At 69.7% G+C, this 14805-nt stretch carries 15 protein-coding genes; 8 read left to right on the top strand and 7 right to left on the bottom strand.

The window, feature by feature from the left end:
• Positions 1-12: 12 nt before the first annotated feature.
• The 7 genes from kstD (at position 13) to ACFWIW_RS11835 (ending at position 6340) form a co-directional block, all read left to right on the top strand.
• On the top strand, positions 13-1683 hold the full coding sequence (gene kstD / locus ACFWIW_RS11865) for a 3-oxosteroid 1-dehydrogenase (protein WP_378368424.1): 1671 nt from the start codon (positions 13-15) through the stop codon (positions 1681-1683).
• Positions 1680-2819 (top strand): Rieske 2Fe-2S domain-containing protein, encoded by a 1140-nt coding sequence (locus ACFWIW_RS11860; protein ID WP_378368423.1) that lies wholly within the window; start codon positions 1680-1682, stop codon positions 2817-2819. The genes kstD and ACFWIW_RS11860 overlap by 4 nt, the downstream gene beginning before the upstream one ends.
• On the top strand, positions 2816-3076 hold the full coding sequence (locus ACFWIW_RS11855) for a hypothetical protein (RefSeq protein WP_378368422.1): 261 nt from the start codon (positions 2816-2818) through the stop codon (positions 3074-3076). Before ACFWIW_RS11860 ends, ACFWIW_RS11855 begins: the two co-directional genes overlap by 4 nt.
• Entirely contained in the window at positions 3073-4098 is a 1026-nt protein-coding gene (locus ACFWIW_RS11850; protein WP_378368421.1) for a 2Fe-2S iron-sulfur cluster-binding protein, read from the top strand. Before ACFWIW_RS11855 ends, ACFWIW_RS11850 begins: the two co-directional genes overlap by 4 nt.
• A gap of 10 nt (positions 4099-4108) precedes the next feature.
• The gene (locus tag ACFWIW_RS11845; RefSeq protein WP_378368420.1) at positions 4109-4972 is read left to right on the top strand and encodes a MaoC/PaaZ C-terminal domain-containing protein; all 864 of its coding nucleotides are present in this window, start codon (positions 4109-4111) and stop codon (positions 4970-4972) included.
• 52 nt (positions 4973-5024) lie between these two features.
• Positions 5025-5774 carry a class I SAM-dependent methyltransferase gene (locus tag ACFWIW_RS11840; RefSeq protein ID WP_378368540.1) on the top strand — a complete coding sequence of 250 codons (750 nt, stop codon included), beginning with the start codon at positions 5025-5027 and terminating at the stop codon, positions 5772-5774.
• A gap of 107 nt (positions 5775-5881) precedes the next feature.
• A complete protein-coding gene (locus ACFWIW_RS11835; RefSeq protein ID WP_378368419.1) occupies positions 5882-6340 on the top strand; it encodes a riboflavin kinase in 459 nt (152 codons plus the stop codon).
• 11 nt (positions 6341-6351) lie between these two features.
• Here ACFWIW_RS11835 and ACFWIW_RS11830 read toward each other — a convergent pair whose 3' ends face one another.
• The 7 genes from ACFWIW_RS11830 to ACFWIW_RS11800 form a co-directional block, all read right to left on the bottom strand.
• Positions 6352-6921 (bottom strand): DUF5134 domain-containing protein, encoded by a 570-nt coding sequence (locus ACFWIW_RS11830; protein ID WP_378368418.1) that lies wholly within the window; start codon positions 6919-6921, stop codon positions 6352-6354.
• A gap of 73 nt (positions 6922-6994) precedes the next feature.
• Positions 6995-8164, bottom strand: coding sequence for a lipid-transfer protein (locus tag ACFWIW_RS11825; RefSeq protein ID WP_378368417.1), 1170 nt, complete (start codon positions 8162-8164; stop codon positions 6995-6997).
• Positions 8164-8559, bottom strand: coding sequence for a MaoC family dehydratase (locus ACFWIW_RS11820; RefSeq protein ID WP_037343547.1), 396 nt, complete (start codon positions 8557-8559; stop codon positions 8164-8166). Before ACFWIW_RS11820 ends, ACFWIW_RS11825 begins: the two co-directional genes overlap by 1 nt.
• Positions 8556-9470 carry a bifunctional MaoC family dehydratase N-terminal/OB-fold nucleic acid binding domain-containing protein gene (locus ACFWIW_RS11815; RefSeq protein ID WP_378368416.1) on the bottom strand — a complete coding sequence of 305 codons (915 nt, stop codon included), beginning with the start codon at positions 9468-9470 and terminating at the stop codon, positions 8556-8558. Before ACFWIW_RS11815 ends, ACFWIW_RS11820 begins: the two co-directional genes overlap by 4 nt.
• On the bottom strand, positions 9467-10639 hold the full coding sequence (locus ACFWIW_RS11810; RefSeq protein ID WP_378368415.1) for an acyl-CoA dehydrogenase family protein: 1173 nt from the start codon (positions 10637-10639) through the stop codon (positions 9467-9469). The genes ACFWIW_RS11815 and ACFWIW_RS11810 overlap by 4 nt, the downstream gene beginning before the upstream one ends.
• Positions 10640-10643: 4 nt before the next feature.
• Positions 10644-11708: an acyl-CoA dehydrogenase family protein gene (locus tag ACFWIW_RS11805; protein ID WP_378368414.1), complete on the bottom strand. Its 1065-nt coding sequence runs from the start codon at positions 11706-11708 to the stop codon at positions 10644-10646.
• A gap of 87 nt (positions 11709-11795) precedes the next feature.
• A complete protein-coding gene (locus ACFWIW_RS11800) occupies positions 11796-13187 on the bottom strand; it encodes a wax ester/triacylglycerol synthase family O-acyltransferase (RefSeq protein ID WP_378368413.1) in 1392 nt (463 codons plus the stop codon).
• Between the two features lie 66 nt (positions 13188-13253).
• On the opposite strand from ACFWIW_RS11800, the gene ACFWIW_RS11795 reads away from it, so the two are divergent.
• On the top strand, positions 13254-14501 hold the full coding sequence (locus ACFWIW_RS11795) for an alpha/beta hydrolase fold domain-containing protein (RefSeq protein WP_378368412.1): 1248 nt from the start codon (positions 13254-13256) through the stop codon (positions 14499-14501).
• Positions 14502-14805 lie beyond the last annotated feature (304 nt).

The following is a 14805-nucleotide window of genomic DNA, read 5'->3' as shown; positions in this document are numbered from 1 at the left end:
GGTGAGGGGCGTATGGAGTACGACGTGATCGTGGTCGGCAGTGGTGCCGCCGGGATGACCGCCGCACTGTCCGCAGCCCACCGGGGACTCGAGGTCCTGGTCGTGGAGAAGGCCGCCCACTTCGGCGGCTCCACCGCGCGCTCCGGCGGCGGCGTCTGGATCCCCGGCAACCACGCGCTGCGGGCGGCCGGGATCTCCGAACCCCCGGAGCGGGCGCGCGAATACCTCGAAGCGATCGTCGGTGACGTGGTCCCCGCCGAACTCCGGTCGGCCTTCCTCGACCGCGGCCCCGAGGTCCTGTCGTTCGTCTGCGACAAGACGCCGTTGCGCTTCCGCTGGGTCCGCGGCTACTCGGACTACCACCCGGAGGCTCCCGGTGGGCGCGCCGGCGGACGCTCGGTCGAACCGGCCGCGCTCGACGGCAACCTGCTCGGACCGGAACTGGCGAATCTGGAGCCGCCGTACAGCGCTCCCCCGCTGGGCGCTCCGATCACCCAGGCGGACTACCGGTGGCTGAGCCTGCTCGCCCGGCATCCGCGCGGCATCCTCCGTGTACTGAGTCTCGGCGGGCGCTGGCTCGCCGGCCGGATCCGCCGTCAGCGGCTTCTTTCCATGGGGCAAGCGCTTGCGGCCGGGCTGCGCGAAGGACTTCGACGGGCGGACGTGCCCGTCTGGCTGAACACTCCCCTGGTGGATCTGGAGAGCGAAGGCGACCGGGTGACCGGCGTCGTCGTCCGCCACGAGGGTGAGGACAAGCTGATCCGCGCGCGGCTCGGCGTCGTCCTCGGCGCGGGTGGCTTCGAGCGCAACGAGGAGATGCGGGTCAAGTACCAGCGGGCGCCCATCGGCACGGAATGGACCGTCGGCGCCGAGGCCAACACCGGCGACGCCATCGACGCCGGACTCAAACTCGGCGCGGCCGCCGACCTGATGGACGACGCCTGGTGGGGCCCGTCCATCCCGCTCACCGGCGGCCCGTGGTTCGCGCTCGCCGAGCGCTCGCGGCCGGGTTGCCTGATGGTCAACGCGCGAGGCGAGCGCTTCGTCAACGAGTCGGCGCCCTACGTCGAGGCCGTGCACGCGATGTACGGGGACGGGGACGGACCCGGCGAGAACATCCCGACCTGGCTGGTGTTCGACCAGCGCAACCGCAACCGGTACATGTTCACCGGCCTCGGGCCGCGCCAGCCGCTGCCCGGCCGCTGGTTCAAAGCGGGCATCGCGGTCAAAGCGAGCACCATCGCGAAACTCGCCGAGCGGATCGAAGTCCCGGCCGAAGCGCTGGAGAACACCGTGCGCCGGTTCAACGGCTTCGCGAAAAGCGGCGTGGACGAGGACTTCCACCGCGGGCGCAGCGCGTACGACCACTACTACGGCGACCCGCGGAACAAACCCAACCCGAGTCTGGGCCCGCTGGACGTCGCGCCGTACTACGCGGTGAAGATCGTGCCCGGCGACCTGGGCACCAAGGGCGGATTGAGGATCGACCCGCACGCGCGCGTCCTGCGCGAGGACGGGTCGGTCATCGACGGGCTTTACGCGGCCGGCAACACGAGCGCGGCGGTGATGGGCCGCACCTACGCGGGCCCCGGCGCGACGATCGGCCCGGCGATGGTGTTCGGCTACCTTGCGGCCGAGCACCTCGCGCAGCAAGATCACACCAAAGCGGGAGGCAGCCGATGACGACGGAATCCGTACGGCAGATCGACGCGGGCGCACCCCCTTCGCGGTTCGCGCGCGGGTGGCACTGCCTCGGCCTCGCCGAGACGTTCCGCGACGGGAAACCGCACGCCATCACCGCGTTCGGGACGAAACTGGTGGTCTTCGCCGATTCGTCCGGCAAGCTGAACGTGCTCGACGGGTACTGCCGCCACATGGGCGGCGACCTCACCCAGGGCGAGGTCAAGGGCGACGAGATCGCCTGCCCGTTCCACGACTGGCGCTGGAACGGCAACGGCAAATGCGTGTCGATCCCCTACGCCAAACGGGTTCCACTGCGGGCGCGCACGAAGTCGTGGCAGGTGCTGGAGGAGAACAAGCAGCTGTTCGTCTGGCACGACCCGGAGGGCAACCCGCCGCCCGAAGACGTCGTCATCCCGCGGATCGAGGGCATCTTCACCGGCGAGTGGAGCAACTGGACCTGGGACTCGGTGCTCATCGAGGGCTCCAACTGCCGCGAGATCATCGACAACATGGTCGACATGGCGCATTTCTTCTACATCCACTACGCCTTCCCGACCTACTTCAAGAACGTGTTCGAGGGGCATGTCGCCACGCAGTACCTGAACACGAAGGGCCGCCCGGACAAGGGGATGGCGTCCAACTACGGCGGCGAGGAGAACCTGCTGCGGTCCGAGGCCTCGTACTTCGGCCCGTCGTACATGATCAACAAGCTGCTCAACACGTATCAGGGTTTCGAGATCGAGAACGTGCTGATCAACTGCCACTACCCGGTCACCGAGAACTCGTTCGTGCTGCAGTGGGGCGTGAGCGTGAAGAAGTTCGAGGGCGTCTCGGACGAGCACGCGGACAAGATCGCCGGGAAGTTCGCCAAGAGCATCGGCGTCGGCTTCCTGCAGGACGTCGAGATCTGGCGGAACAAGACCCGGATCGACAACCCGTTGCTGTGCGAGGAGGACGGGCCGGTGTACCAGCTGCGCCGCTGGTACGACCAGTTCTACGTGGACGCGGCCGACGTCACCGAAGACATGACGCGGCGGTTCGAGTTCGAAGTGGACACCAGCCGCGCCAACGAGGTCTGGGCGGCGGAGGTGGCCGACAACCTGGCGCGGCAGCAGGCGGAAGAGGCCGGGGTGTGAAGCCCGAGACCGTCGAATTCCTCACCGCCGGGCTGCGGCCGCTGACCTGCCGCTCGTGCGGGACCTGCGTACTGGTCAAGAAGAACAGCATGCAGCACACCAGCATCCAATGGACGAGTGACGCGTCCCGGAGCTGCCCGGTGTTCGCCGAGCAGAAGGCTGCCGGCGCGCAGACCGCGTTGCTCGACACCTGCGGCAATCTCAGCGACAGCATCGACGCCGCGTTGAAGGACGGCCTGCTGGAGGTGCCCGAATGAGCGGTCCCGTCACCGTGACCGTGGCCGAGGTGATCACCGAGACGCCCGACGCGCGCTCGATCGTGTTCGAGATCCCGGCCGAGCATGCCTCCGTTTTCGCTTACACCCCAGGGCAGTTCCTCACCCTGCGCGTGCCGAGCGACCGGACCGGGTCGGTGGCCCGCTGCTACTCGCTCTCCAGCGCGCCGCACGAGGGCCGGGTGCAGGTCACCGTCAAGCGCACGGCCGACGGCTACGGGTCGAACTGGCTGTGCGACCACCTCCAAGCGGGGCAAGAGGTCCAGGTCCTCCCTCCGGCCGGGGTGTTCAGCCCCGCGTCTCTCGACGAGGACTTCCTGCTGCTCGCGGGCGGCAGCGGGATCACGCCGGTGATGTCGATCCTCAAATCCGCGCTGGAGCACGGCACCGGCAAGGTGGTGCTGCTGTACGCGAACCGCGACGAGCGATCGGTGATCTTCGCCGGGGAGCTGGCGGACCTGGCCGCTCGACACCAGGACCGGCTGGTCGTCGTGCACTGGCTGGAGAGCCTGCAGGGACTGCCGACGGAGGCGCATCTGCGTGCGCTGGTGGCGCCGTACACCGCGCACGAGGCGTTCATCTGCGGGCCGGGGCCGTTCATGGACGCGGCGCGCACGGTGCTCAAGGAGCTCGGGCTGCCGCGCAAGCGGATCCACCTGGAACGGTTCCTGTCCCTGGGCGGGAACCCGTTCGAGGTGGCCGAACCCGTCGCCGTCGAAGAGGCCGAGACCCCGGCGTCGGTCGAGGTCACCCTCGACGGCGAGACGAAGAAGCTCACCTGGCCACGCCGGACGAAACTACTGGACCTGTTGCTGGAAAAGGGTTTCGACGCGCCGTACTCGTGCCGCGAGGGCCAGTGCAGCGCGTGCGCCTGCCGGATCACCTCCGGCGAGGTGAAGATGCTGAACAACGAGGTCCTCGACGGCGACGACATCGCCGAAGGCATCGTGCTGGCGTGCCAGTCCCTGCCGCTGACCGACGAGGTCACCGTCACCTACGAGTAGGAGATGCCCCGTGCCCATCGATCCTTCGGTCGCGATCGGCGCCGACCTCGGCGAGGTGAGTTTCGCCTGGACCGCGTCCGACGTGCAGCTCTACCACCTGGCGCTGGGTGCCGGCGCGGACCCGATGAGCCCGCGCGAACTGCGCTACACCTACGAAGACGGCCTCCAGGTGCTGCCGACGTTCGCCACCGTGGCGGCGAACCTGCGCGTGTTCGAGCCGCCCGCGGTTTCGTTCCCCGGCGTCGAGGTCGACCTCGGGAAGGTGTTGCACGGCAAACAGGAGGTGATCGCGCACCGGCCCATCCCGGTCTCGGGCAAGGCGGTGGCGCGCACGCGGATCGTCGACGTCTTCGACAAGGGCAAGGCGGCCGTGATCGTGAACGAGACGGTCGCCACCGATTCGGACGGCACTCCATTGTGGACACTGCGGTCGAGTATCTTCGCCCGTGGCGAAGGAGGTTTCGGCGGCGAACGCGGCCCGTCCGACCGCGTCGAGCTTCCGACGCGGGAGCCGGACGCCGTCATCGACACACCGACGCTGCCGCAACAGGCGCTGCTCTACCGGCTCTGCGGGGACCGCAACCCCCTGCACGCCGATCCCGGGTTCGCCGCGGCGGCCGGGTTCGACAAGCCGATCCTGCACGGACTGTGCACGTACGGCGTCATCGCGAAGGCGGTCACCGACGCGTTCCTCGACGGCGACGCCGCCCGCGTCGCGTCGTTCTCGGCCAAGTTCGCCGGCGTCGTCTTCCCCGGCGAGCCGCTGCGGACCCGGGTCTGGCGCGAGCCCGCCGGTCTGTTGATCACCACCACGGCACCGGACCGGGACGAGGCACCGGTCCTTTCCGACACTTTCTTGACCACGACAGACTGAATCATCGTTCCCGCAGGTAGCGGACCTGGCTAGACTCGACCGAGTGCGCCCCTTGATCTCGGACCCGTATGCCGAACTCGGCCGGGACTACGCGCGATCGAGACGGCCGGATCCCCGCGTCGCCGCCGCCATCAGCGCGGCCCTCGGTGACGCGCGCTCGGTGGTCAACGTCGGGGCCGGAGCCGGATCGTACGAGCCGGAAGACCGCGACGTGGTGGCCGTCGAGCCGTCGCGGCGGATGATCGCGCAGCGACCGTCCACCGCCGCCCCCGCCGTCCAGGCGTGCGCGGAAGGGCTGCCCTTCGCCGACGGCGCCTTCGACGTCGCGCTGGCGGTGCTCACCGTGCACCACTGGACGGACGTGACCGCCGGGCTGGCCGAGTTGCGGCGCGTCTCCCGCCGCCAGGTGATCGTGACCTGGGACCAGGCGGTGTTCGCGCGGTTCTGGCTGGTGCGCGACTACCTGCCGGAGATCGCCGAGCACGAGAGCAGGCTGGCCTGCCTCGACCGGGTCGTCGAAGAACTGACCGCGGCGGGCCAGGCACCCGCGGTGGCCCCGCTGCCGGTGCCGTCGGACTGTGTCGACGGATTCCTCGGCGCGTATTGGCGCAGGCCGGAGGCCTATCTGTCCGAGCGCGTGCGCGCGGGGATGTCCGGGGTGGCCCTGCTGGACCAGAACGTCGTCGCGGCGGCGGTCGAGCGGCTGCGCGCCGATCTCGCGGACGGGCACTGGCACCGGCACCACGTCGGCCTGCTCGGCCGGACGGAACTCGACCTTGGCTACCGGCTCGTCACGACGTGATCCGGTGATTCAGTACACAGTGGACACTCTCGCGACGTGAACGGCGGTCGACCCCGGCCGCGAGGCATGGTATTCATGGCTCTCGTGACGGCAGCGACGGGAGCGGCATGACGACGGAGTACTTCGTGGTCCGTGGCCAGGTGGAGAAGGGCGATCAGCGGGGCAGGGAACTGGGTTTCCCGACCGCCAACATCGCGCTGCGCGACCAAGACGGCCAGGTCGGCGACGGAGTGTGGGCGGGCTGGGCCGAACGCGCCGACGGCACCCGGATCGCGGCCGCGGTCTCGGTCGGCAGGCGTCCGACCTACTACGGCGCGGACGGCTACCGGCTCGTCGAGGCGCACCTGCTGGACTTCAGCGGCGACCTCTACGGCGAGGTGCTGACCGTCTGGCTGGGCCACCACCTGCGCGAGCAGGAGGCGTACCCATCGTCGGAGGCGCTGATCGTCGCGCTCAACAAGGACATCGCCGACGCCCGCAAGTGGGCCGCGGAGAACCCGGCCGACGGTCTTCCCGACGCGGGCGCCGCCGAGGCCGGTGTCGTGCGGCGCGTGCCGCTCGCCTGAGCCGAAGGACGCTACACCGCCGCGCCCAGCAGCATGTAGCCCATGCCGAGCCCCATGATCACCCGGCACACCCGCCGCGACGTCTGACCGGAGGCCGACGCGCCCCGCGCCGCCAGCACCCCGGCGCGCACGGCGTCCGCCGCGAAATACGCGGCCACGGCGCCGAAGATCAGCGAAAGCCACAACGCCGAAGTGCCGCCGGGGCCGGACATCACCAGCCACGGGCCGTGGGTGACGTCACTGTGCGGCATGAACGTCACCATGAACAGCATCGCGGCGGCGGAGACGGCGTGATGCCCGCACGAAGCGTGCCCCGACCGGCGCCCCTTCCACCACGAGACGGCGAACCAGCCGGCGGTCAGCGCCAGCACCGCCTGCCAGCCCGCCGCGGGGATCGGGCCACCCACCGGGGACAGCATCGCGACCATGGCGACGACGAGCAGCAGTTCGGCCAGGTCGCCGTTGCGGACCGCCGCGCCCTGCCTGCCGTAGTCCAAGCGGACGAGTCTCAGCACGCAGGGCAGGACGAGCGCGGCGAACACCGCGGTCAGGGTCCACGCGACGACGATTGGTCCAGACATGGCACCTCCCGGCCGGCAACCCCTTCACCGTGGCAGGTACCGCTCTAGTACACCATCGGGCATTGAGGTGATGTCAGCCCGCGGTCAGGACCAATCCGCTCGTGGGTACGCCGGTGCCGGCGGTCACCAGCACCCGCGACGCCCCGTCGACCTGGTTGACGGCGTCGCCCCGGAGCTGCCGGACACCTTCGGCGATCCCGTTCATCCCGTGGATGTAGGCCTCCCCCAGCTGCCCGCCGTGCGGATTGAGCGGGAGCTTCCCGTCGAGCTCCAGGGTGCCGCCGCCGATGAAGTCCTTGGCCTCCCCTTTCCCGCAGAAGCCGAGTTCTTCCAGCTGCATCAGGACATAAGGGGTGAAGTGGTCGTACAGCACGGCGAGGTCCATGTCGCCGGGGCCCAGCCCGGACTGCTCCCACAGCTGCCGTCCCACCACCCCCATCTCGGGCAGTGCCGGGAGATCGTCTCGGTAGTAGCTGGTCATCACGTACTGGTCCGGCCCGCTCCCCTGCGCGGCCGCCGCGATCACGGCGGGCCGGTGCGGCAGATCTCGTGCCCGCTCGGCGCCGACGATCACCAGGGCGACCCCGCCGTCGCTCTCCTGGCAGCAGTCCAGCAGATGCAACGGTTCGGCCACCCAGCGGGAGGCCTGATGCTCTTCGAGCGTGATCGGCTTGCCGTAGAACCACGCCTTGGGGTTGGTCGCCGCGCGGGCGCGGTCGACGACGGCCACCCGGCCGAAGTCCTCGCTGGTCGCGCCGTACTCGTGCATGTAGCGCCGGGCGAGCATGGCGACGGTCGCGGCCGGGGTCGCGATGCCCATCGGGTAATGGAACGCGTTGTCGACGCCGGACGAGTTCACCTGCCCCGCCGCGGCCGAGGACACCTGACCGAACCGCATGCCGGACCGTTCGTTGAACGCCCGGTACGCGACGACGACGTCGGCGACCCCGGTCGCGACGGCCATCGCGGCCTGTTGCACGGTCGCGGCCGCGGCCCCGCCGCCGTAGTGGATCCGGCTGAAGAACTTGAGTTCGGGGATGCCGAGCTCCCGTGCGACGGCGATCTCACTGTTGCCGTCCATGGTGAACGACACCAGACCGTCCACATCGGACGGAGTGAGCCCGGCGTCCTTCAGCGCGCTCGACACCGCTTCCGCCGCCAGCCGCAGCTCACTGCGCCCGGAATCCTTCGAGAACTCCGTCGCGCCGATCCCGGCGATGGCCGCCCGTCCGGAGAGGGTCATCACTCGCCTCCCAACGTGATCGCCACGGTGCCAACCACATGCTCTCCGAGACTGTCCACACCGGACACTGCGATCACGACGTCGTCACCGTCCCGTTCCGTGACCCGGCCGGTGAAGGTCAGCGTGTCGTAGGCGTAACAGGGCACGCCGAGCCGGATCTTGATCGACCTCACGAACGCCTCCGGGCCGGCCCAGTCGGTCACGAACCGTTGGACCAGTCCGGTGTCGGTGAGGATGTTGAGGAAGATGTCCTTCGAACCGCGCTGGACGGCGGCGTCGCGATCGTGGTGGACGTCCTGGAAATCCCGGGTCGCCAGCGCGGTGCTCACCACGAAGGTCGGGGTGGCCTCGATCGTCAGCGGCGGCAGCTCGGTGCCGACCGAACAATCCTTCATCGCGCGACCCTCCAAGCGGGTAACGTCAGTTCGTCGTCGATCTTCACGAACGCGACCTCCACCGGGAGTCCGATGTGGACGGACCCGGGATCGGCGTCGAGCAGCTCGCCCATCACCCGGACACCCTCCTCCAGTTCGACGAGCGCGACCACGAACGGCAGGTCCTTGCCGGGGACCTTCGGATGGTGGTGCACCACATAGCTGTAGACCGTTCCACGTCCGGAGGCGACGACGTAGTCCGGCTTGGCGTCGAAGTCACCGTCCGGTGGCATGGGTCCGGGCGGATGCCGCAGGGTCTCGCCCCACCGCTGGATCCGCAGTTCCCCGTCCCGCAGGCCCGACCAGAAGAACTCGGTGTCCTTGCTGATCACCGGCCGCAGCACGGGCGCGGCCGCCTTGGCGGGTTCGGCGCCCGGCGGACGGAACTTCAGCACCCGGAACACCATGTCCGCGACGGCCTCGTCGCCGACGTACCAGGTGGTCTTCGTCGTCACGAACCAGCCTTCGCCGAGCGCGGTGCGTTTGGGTCCGACGACGCTTTCGAGTTTCGCGGTCGCGGCGACGCGTTCGCCGTGCCGCAGATACCGGAAGTAGTTCTGCTCGGAGTTCGTCGCGACGACCGAGGTGAACCCGGCCTCGTCGAGCACCTCCATCATCGCGCCGAGCGGATCGTCCGACGCCCGCGTCCAATGCAGCCCGCCCATCGTCCACACCTGCGCCATCGCGGGCGGGGCGACGAGTCCCTTGTGGACACTCGCGGCGGCGAAATCCTCGTCGACGTACACCGGATTGCGGTCTCCGATGGCTTCGACCCAGTTGTTCACCATCGCCTGGTTGACCGCGTCACGCGCGGACCTCGGCGCGGATTCCCCGCGCGCGGCGATACGTTCGGCCGCTTCCTGGATGCTCATCGCGGCACCCTCGGCAAGCCGAGCCCGGCGGTGGCGATCAGCTCGCGCTGGATCTCGCTGACGCCGCCGCCGAAGGTCAGCACCAGATTGCGTTTGGCCACCACGTCCAGCCACCGCGCCAGTTCCGCGGTTTCGGCGTCGGCCTGATCGCCGTGTCGCGCCACGATCTCCTCCAGTTTCCTGGTCAGCCGCTGGATACGCTCGGAGCCGACGATCTTGGTCGCCGACGCGTCGGCGACCGCCACCGGCCCGGTCGCCGACGACGCCGCGACCTGCCAGTTCAGCAGTTCGTTGATCCGGGCGGTCGCCAGGGTTTCGGCGAGGACGGCGCGGACGTCGGGCAGCTGGAGCAACGGTGTGCCGTCCGGGGTCTTCCGCGACGCCGCCCACTCACGGACGCGGTCGTGGAGACCACCGATCCGCCCGGCGGGGCCGAGCATGACGCGTTCGTGGTTCAGCTGGGTGGTGATCAGTCGCCAGCCCTCGTTCTCCTTGCCCACCAGCATGTTCGCGGGCACCCGGACATCCGAGTAGTAGGTGGCGTTCACGTGGTGGGCGCCGTCGCAGGTGATGATCGGCGTCCACGAATAGCCCGGATCGCGGGTGTCCATGATGAGGATCGAGATCCCTTTGTGCCGGGGCGCGCCGGGATCGGTGCGCACGGCCAGCCAGAGGTAGTCGGCGTCGTGCCCGCCGGTGGTGAAGATCTTCTGGCCGTTGACGATGTACTCGTCCCCTTCGCGCACCGCCGTGGTGCGTAAAGCCGCGAGGTCCGTTCCCGCCTCGGGTTCGGTGTAGCCGATGGCGAAATGCACCTCGCCCGCGAGGATCTTGGGCAGGAACAGGGATTTCTGCTCCTCGGTGCCGAACGCCTGCAACGTGGGGCCGACGGTCTGCAAGGTCACCGACGGCAGCTGGACGTCGGCACGGGCGGCCTCGTCGACGAAGATATGCTGCTCGATCTCGCCGAAACCCCGTCCGCCGTACCGTTCCGGCCAGCCGACACCCAACCAGCCGTCCCGGCCCATCCGGCGCACGATCTCGCGGTACACCGGCCCGTGCCGCTCCCGCAGCATCGCGCGCCGTTCGTCGGCGCTCACCAGCCCGGCGAAGTACTTGCGCAGTTCGGAGCGCAACTCGTGTTGCGCCGCGGTCAGTTCGATCAGCATCGGTTCACCCCGCCACCAGTTCGCCCAGACCGGCCAGCCGATGCGAGGCGCCGCCGAGCGTTCGTCCCAGATCCTTGACCGCCGACGAGAACCGGTGCAGCGGATACGTTTCGTCCACGCCGATCCCGCCGTGCAGGTGATGACAGACGGCCAGCGCCGCGGGCGCCTCCTCCGCCAGCCAGTAGGCCGCGATGTCGAGTTCCGCGCCGGCGTCGAGCCCCGCCGCGAGCCGCCAGACCGCCGACCTGGCGGCAAGCTGGACCGTCCTCGAAGCGACGTAGACATCCGCGATCTGTTGCGCCACCGCCTGGAACGCCGCCAGCGGGCGCCCGAACTGTTCCCGTTCGCCGACGTGTTTCGTGGTCAGCGCGAGCGCGCCGGCGAGCAGCCCGTCGCCGAACGCCACGGCGCCCGCGAGCGCGAACCGGTGCAACGTCGCGATCGATTCGCCGGGGCCGTGCCCGTTGAGGAGATCGGCCTCGGTGACGGTCACCGAGTCCAGCGTCATCGTGTAGTCCGGTGTGCCGGAAGAGGTTCTTGTCGGGGTCAGGGTCACGCCGTCCGCGCGCGGATCGACGAGGAAGACGCCGGTGCCGCCGGGCAGCGAGGCCGGCGTCAGGATCCGGGTCGCCTCCGCCGCGAACGGCACGCCGACCTTGAGCCCGCTCAGCCGCCAGTCCCCCGCCGATTCCGCGACGGCCGCGGGCCGGGTGGTGAACGGCGCGGACGGTTCGTGCAGCGCGGCGGTGAGCACGGATTCGCCCGCGGCGACCGGCGGGAGCAGCGCCGAACGCTGATCCGGCCCGCCGAGCGCGGTGACCGGCAGCACACCGAAGGCCAGCGACGCCAGCGCGGGCGCCGTCGAGGCGACGCGGCCGAGTTCGGTCAGCACCAAGGCGACTTCGGCGACACCGAGACCGTCGCCGCCGAGTTCGGCGGGCAGCGCCAGCGCGAGCAGACCGGCGTCGGCCAGCGCGCGCCACGTGTCCTCGGGCTCACGCTCCTTGCCGAGCACGCGCGCGGCCAGCGCGGTGACCTCGGTCTGCGTCTCGTCGAACTGGAAGTCCACACTGGCTCCTCACCGGGGCGAACGGGCACAATATTGAAACCTGTTCTAGTCTTATCCGGAAGGAGCCGCGACGGCAAGGGGGAGGATCTAGGAGGTGGCCTTGAGCAGTTCCGCGAGCGCGTCGGCGAAGTGGTCGGCGAGCGGCCACAGCTCCCCGGTGAGTTCACGGGCGCCGAGCAGGCCGACGTCGACCCGGCCTGCGTTCGACAGGACGGTGATGTTGAGCCCGGCGCCGTGGAACACCGGGCCGAGCGGGTACAGCCCGGTGATCCGGCAGCCCAGCAGGAACAGCGGCATCGGCGGCCCGGGCACATTGGAGACCACCAGGTTGTGCACCACCGGATGCCGTTCCGCCAGGCGCAGCGCGGAATACGCGCGGACCGCGAGCCCGAACATGGTCGCCGCGGAGAACTGCGCCCAGTCCTGGAGCATGTCCGCGTCGATGTCGTGATGATGGTCTTTGGACAGCCGGTTCGACTCCGCGAGCATGAACACGCGCGCGGCGGGATCCTCCAGATGGGTGGGCAGGGACGCGAAGAAGGCCGAGACCTTGTTGGTCCCGTGCTCGCGCTCGGTGCGTCCGTGCACCGACACCGGAACGGTCGCCACCAGCGGATCTTCCGGCAGCTCGCCCCGATCCCGCAGGAACTGGCGCAGCGCGCCGGCCACCACGGCGAGGACGACGTCGTTGACGGTCACCCCGAAGGCGTTCTTGACCCGTTTGACGTCGTCGAGGTCGAGAGACGCGTAGGCGACGCTGCGGTGCGCGGTGATCGTTCCGTTGAACGACGTCCGCGGCGCCGTGAACGGGACCGGCATTCCCTTGCCCTGCAACGCTTTGCCCAGCCATCTCGGCACGAGTTCGACCAGGCCGGGGAGTAGCTTCACCACCTCGACCGGGCGTTTCGCGAACGACGTCAGCCCGGCGCCGAACAGCGCGCGCCTGCCGGGAACGTCCGCGTTGCGGCGTTCGTCCTGCGCGATCTCCGGCGGCGGGGCGTCCGGTTCGAGCCCGGCGAGGGAGGCGATCAGGCTGGCGCCGCCGACCCCGTCGACGCTGGCGTGGTGCATCTTCAGCAGGACCGCGATCCCGCCGTCGGCCAGGCCTTCGATGACGTACAACTGCCACAGCGGCTGCGCCCGGTCCAGCCGCTGTCCCGCGATATGGGCGCAGAGCCCGGCCAGTTCCCGCCGGTCACCGGGCGCGGGTACGCCGATGCGGTGCACGTGGGCCTCGAGGTCGAAGTCCTCGTCCTCCACCCAGACCGGATGCGCCAGATTCCAGAGTGGATTGTGCAGCTTGCGCCGGAACGCCGGGATCAGCTCGACCCGTTCGGCCAGTTTCTCCTTGAAACGCTCGAAATCGTAGCCGCCGGGCATGGTCGAACCGTCCAAGGTGAGCAGCCCGCACACGTGCAGTACCTGGGCGGGTGTCTCCAGGTACAGAAAACTCGCGTCCAGACCACTCAATCTCTGCATAAGAATCACCTTAAGTGAACTTTGCAACCCGTTCTAGGCGGTCACCCGGCGGTAGGATCGGTGGCCATGCAGCCGAGTTTCGTCGTCCGCCAGGCACTCCAGCTCGCGCTCACCGCGAACGCGCTGAAGCCGCCGAGAGGTGCCCGGACGGCGGTCCCGGCGTTCTTCGCGGGCTGGCTCACCGGGGAGCTCGCCCCGCATCTTCTCGCGCTCACCGCGGCCGACGCGGCGGCGCATGTCGCCCGGCACCGCGGCGGGTCGAGCAAGGCGGGGCTCGCCCTCGCGGCGGCGTCGGCGGCCGGGCTCGGCACGCTGATCGCGCAGTCCCAGCGGGCCCGCGACGAGATCGAGACCGCGCTGACCGAGGGCATCGGCGAGGCGTACGCCGACGAACTCGAACACCCGCCGAGCCCGACCGACCTCGCGACGCCGTGGGGCCAGCTGGCCATGCCGTTCCGCATGCGCGACCCCGAGGTCCGGCGGACCCGGAACATCGCCTACGCGCCCGGCGGGAAACGGTTCCTGCTCGATGTGTACGCCCCGCGAGAACCGGTCACCGGCGCGCCGATCCTGCTCCAGGTGCACGGTGGCGCCTGGGTGATCGGCAACAAGGACCAGCAGGGTCTGCCGCTGATGCTGCATATGGCCAAACGCGGCTGGATCTGCGTCGCGATCAACTACCCGCTCTCCCCCGCCGCGCGCTGGCCCGCGCATATCGTCGCCGCGAAACGCGCGCTGGCCTGGATCCGGGACAACGCCGAGAGCTACGGCGGCGACCCGTCCTTCGTCGCCGTCACCGGCGGATCCGCGGGCGGGCATCTCGCCGCGCTGCTGGCCTTGACCGCCAACGACCCGGCGCTGCAGCCCGGCTTCACCGAAGCCGACACGAGCATCCAGGCGTGCGCCCCGCACTACGGCGTGTACGACTTCGCCGCGACCAGCGGACGGCGCTCCAGCCAGACCCGGCTGAAGACGCTGATCGCCCGCCATGTCTTCGAGGCGGACCGGGATCCGGTGAACTTCCTCGACGACTACATCGCGGCGTCCCCGCTCGACCGCATCACCGAGGACACGCCGCCGTTCTTCGTCATCCACGGCGTCCACGACTCGCTGGTGCCGGTGGGCGAGGCACGCGAATTCGTGCGGCGCCTGCGGGACAAGTCCCAGCATGCGGTCGCGTACGCGGAGATCTCCGGCGCGCAGCACGCTTTCGACGTCTTCCCCTCGATCCGCAGCGCCCATGTGGTGCGCGGGGTGGAACGGTTCCTGGAGTGGAGCTATCGCACCTGGCGGCGCCGCTCCGGTTCCTCGTGAGTGTTCAGGACGGTTAGAACCGTCCTGAACACTCACGAGACCGGCGGTCTCACGTGACCAGGTGGACGGCACGCGTGACGGAGCGGACGGCACGCGTGATCCGGCGGACGACTCGCGACGGGACCCTGCAGTGCGCATGCCGTTCATCCCGTCACGCATGTCGTCCATCGGATCACGCGTGTCGTCCGTCTGGACACGCGTGTCGTCCGGACAGTCACGCGAAACCGCCGGATCGGTCCCAGATGGTCGTGAGTGGCGGGGGGGGGGTTGTACCAGCGAGCCCCACACAAGAACGGGGGGGTCG

The sequence above is a fragment of the Amycolatopsis sp. NPDC058340 genome, assembly GCF_042723975.1.
Lineage (GTDB): Bacteria > Actinomycetota > Actinomycetes > Mycobacteriales > Pseudonocardiaceae > Amycolatopsis.
This window is presented reverse-complemented; position numbering and strand designations above follow the sequence as displayed.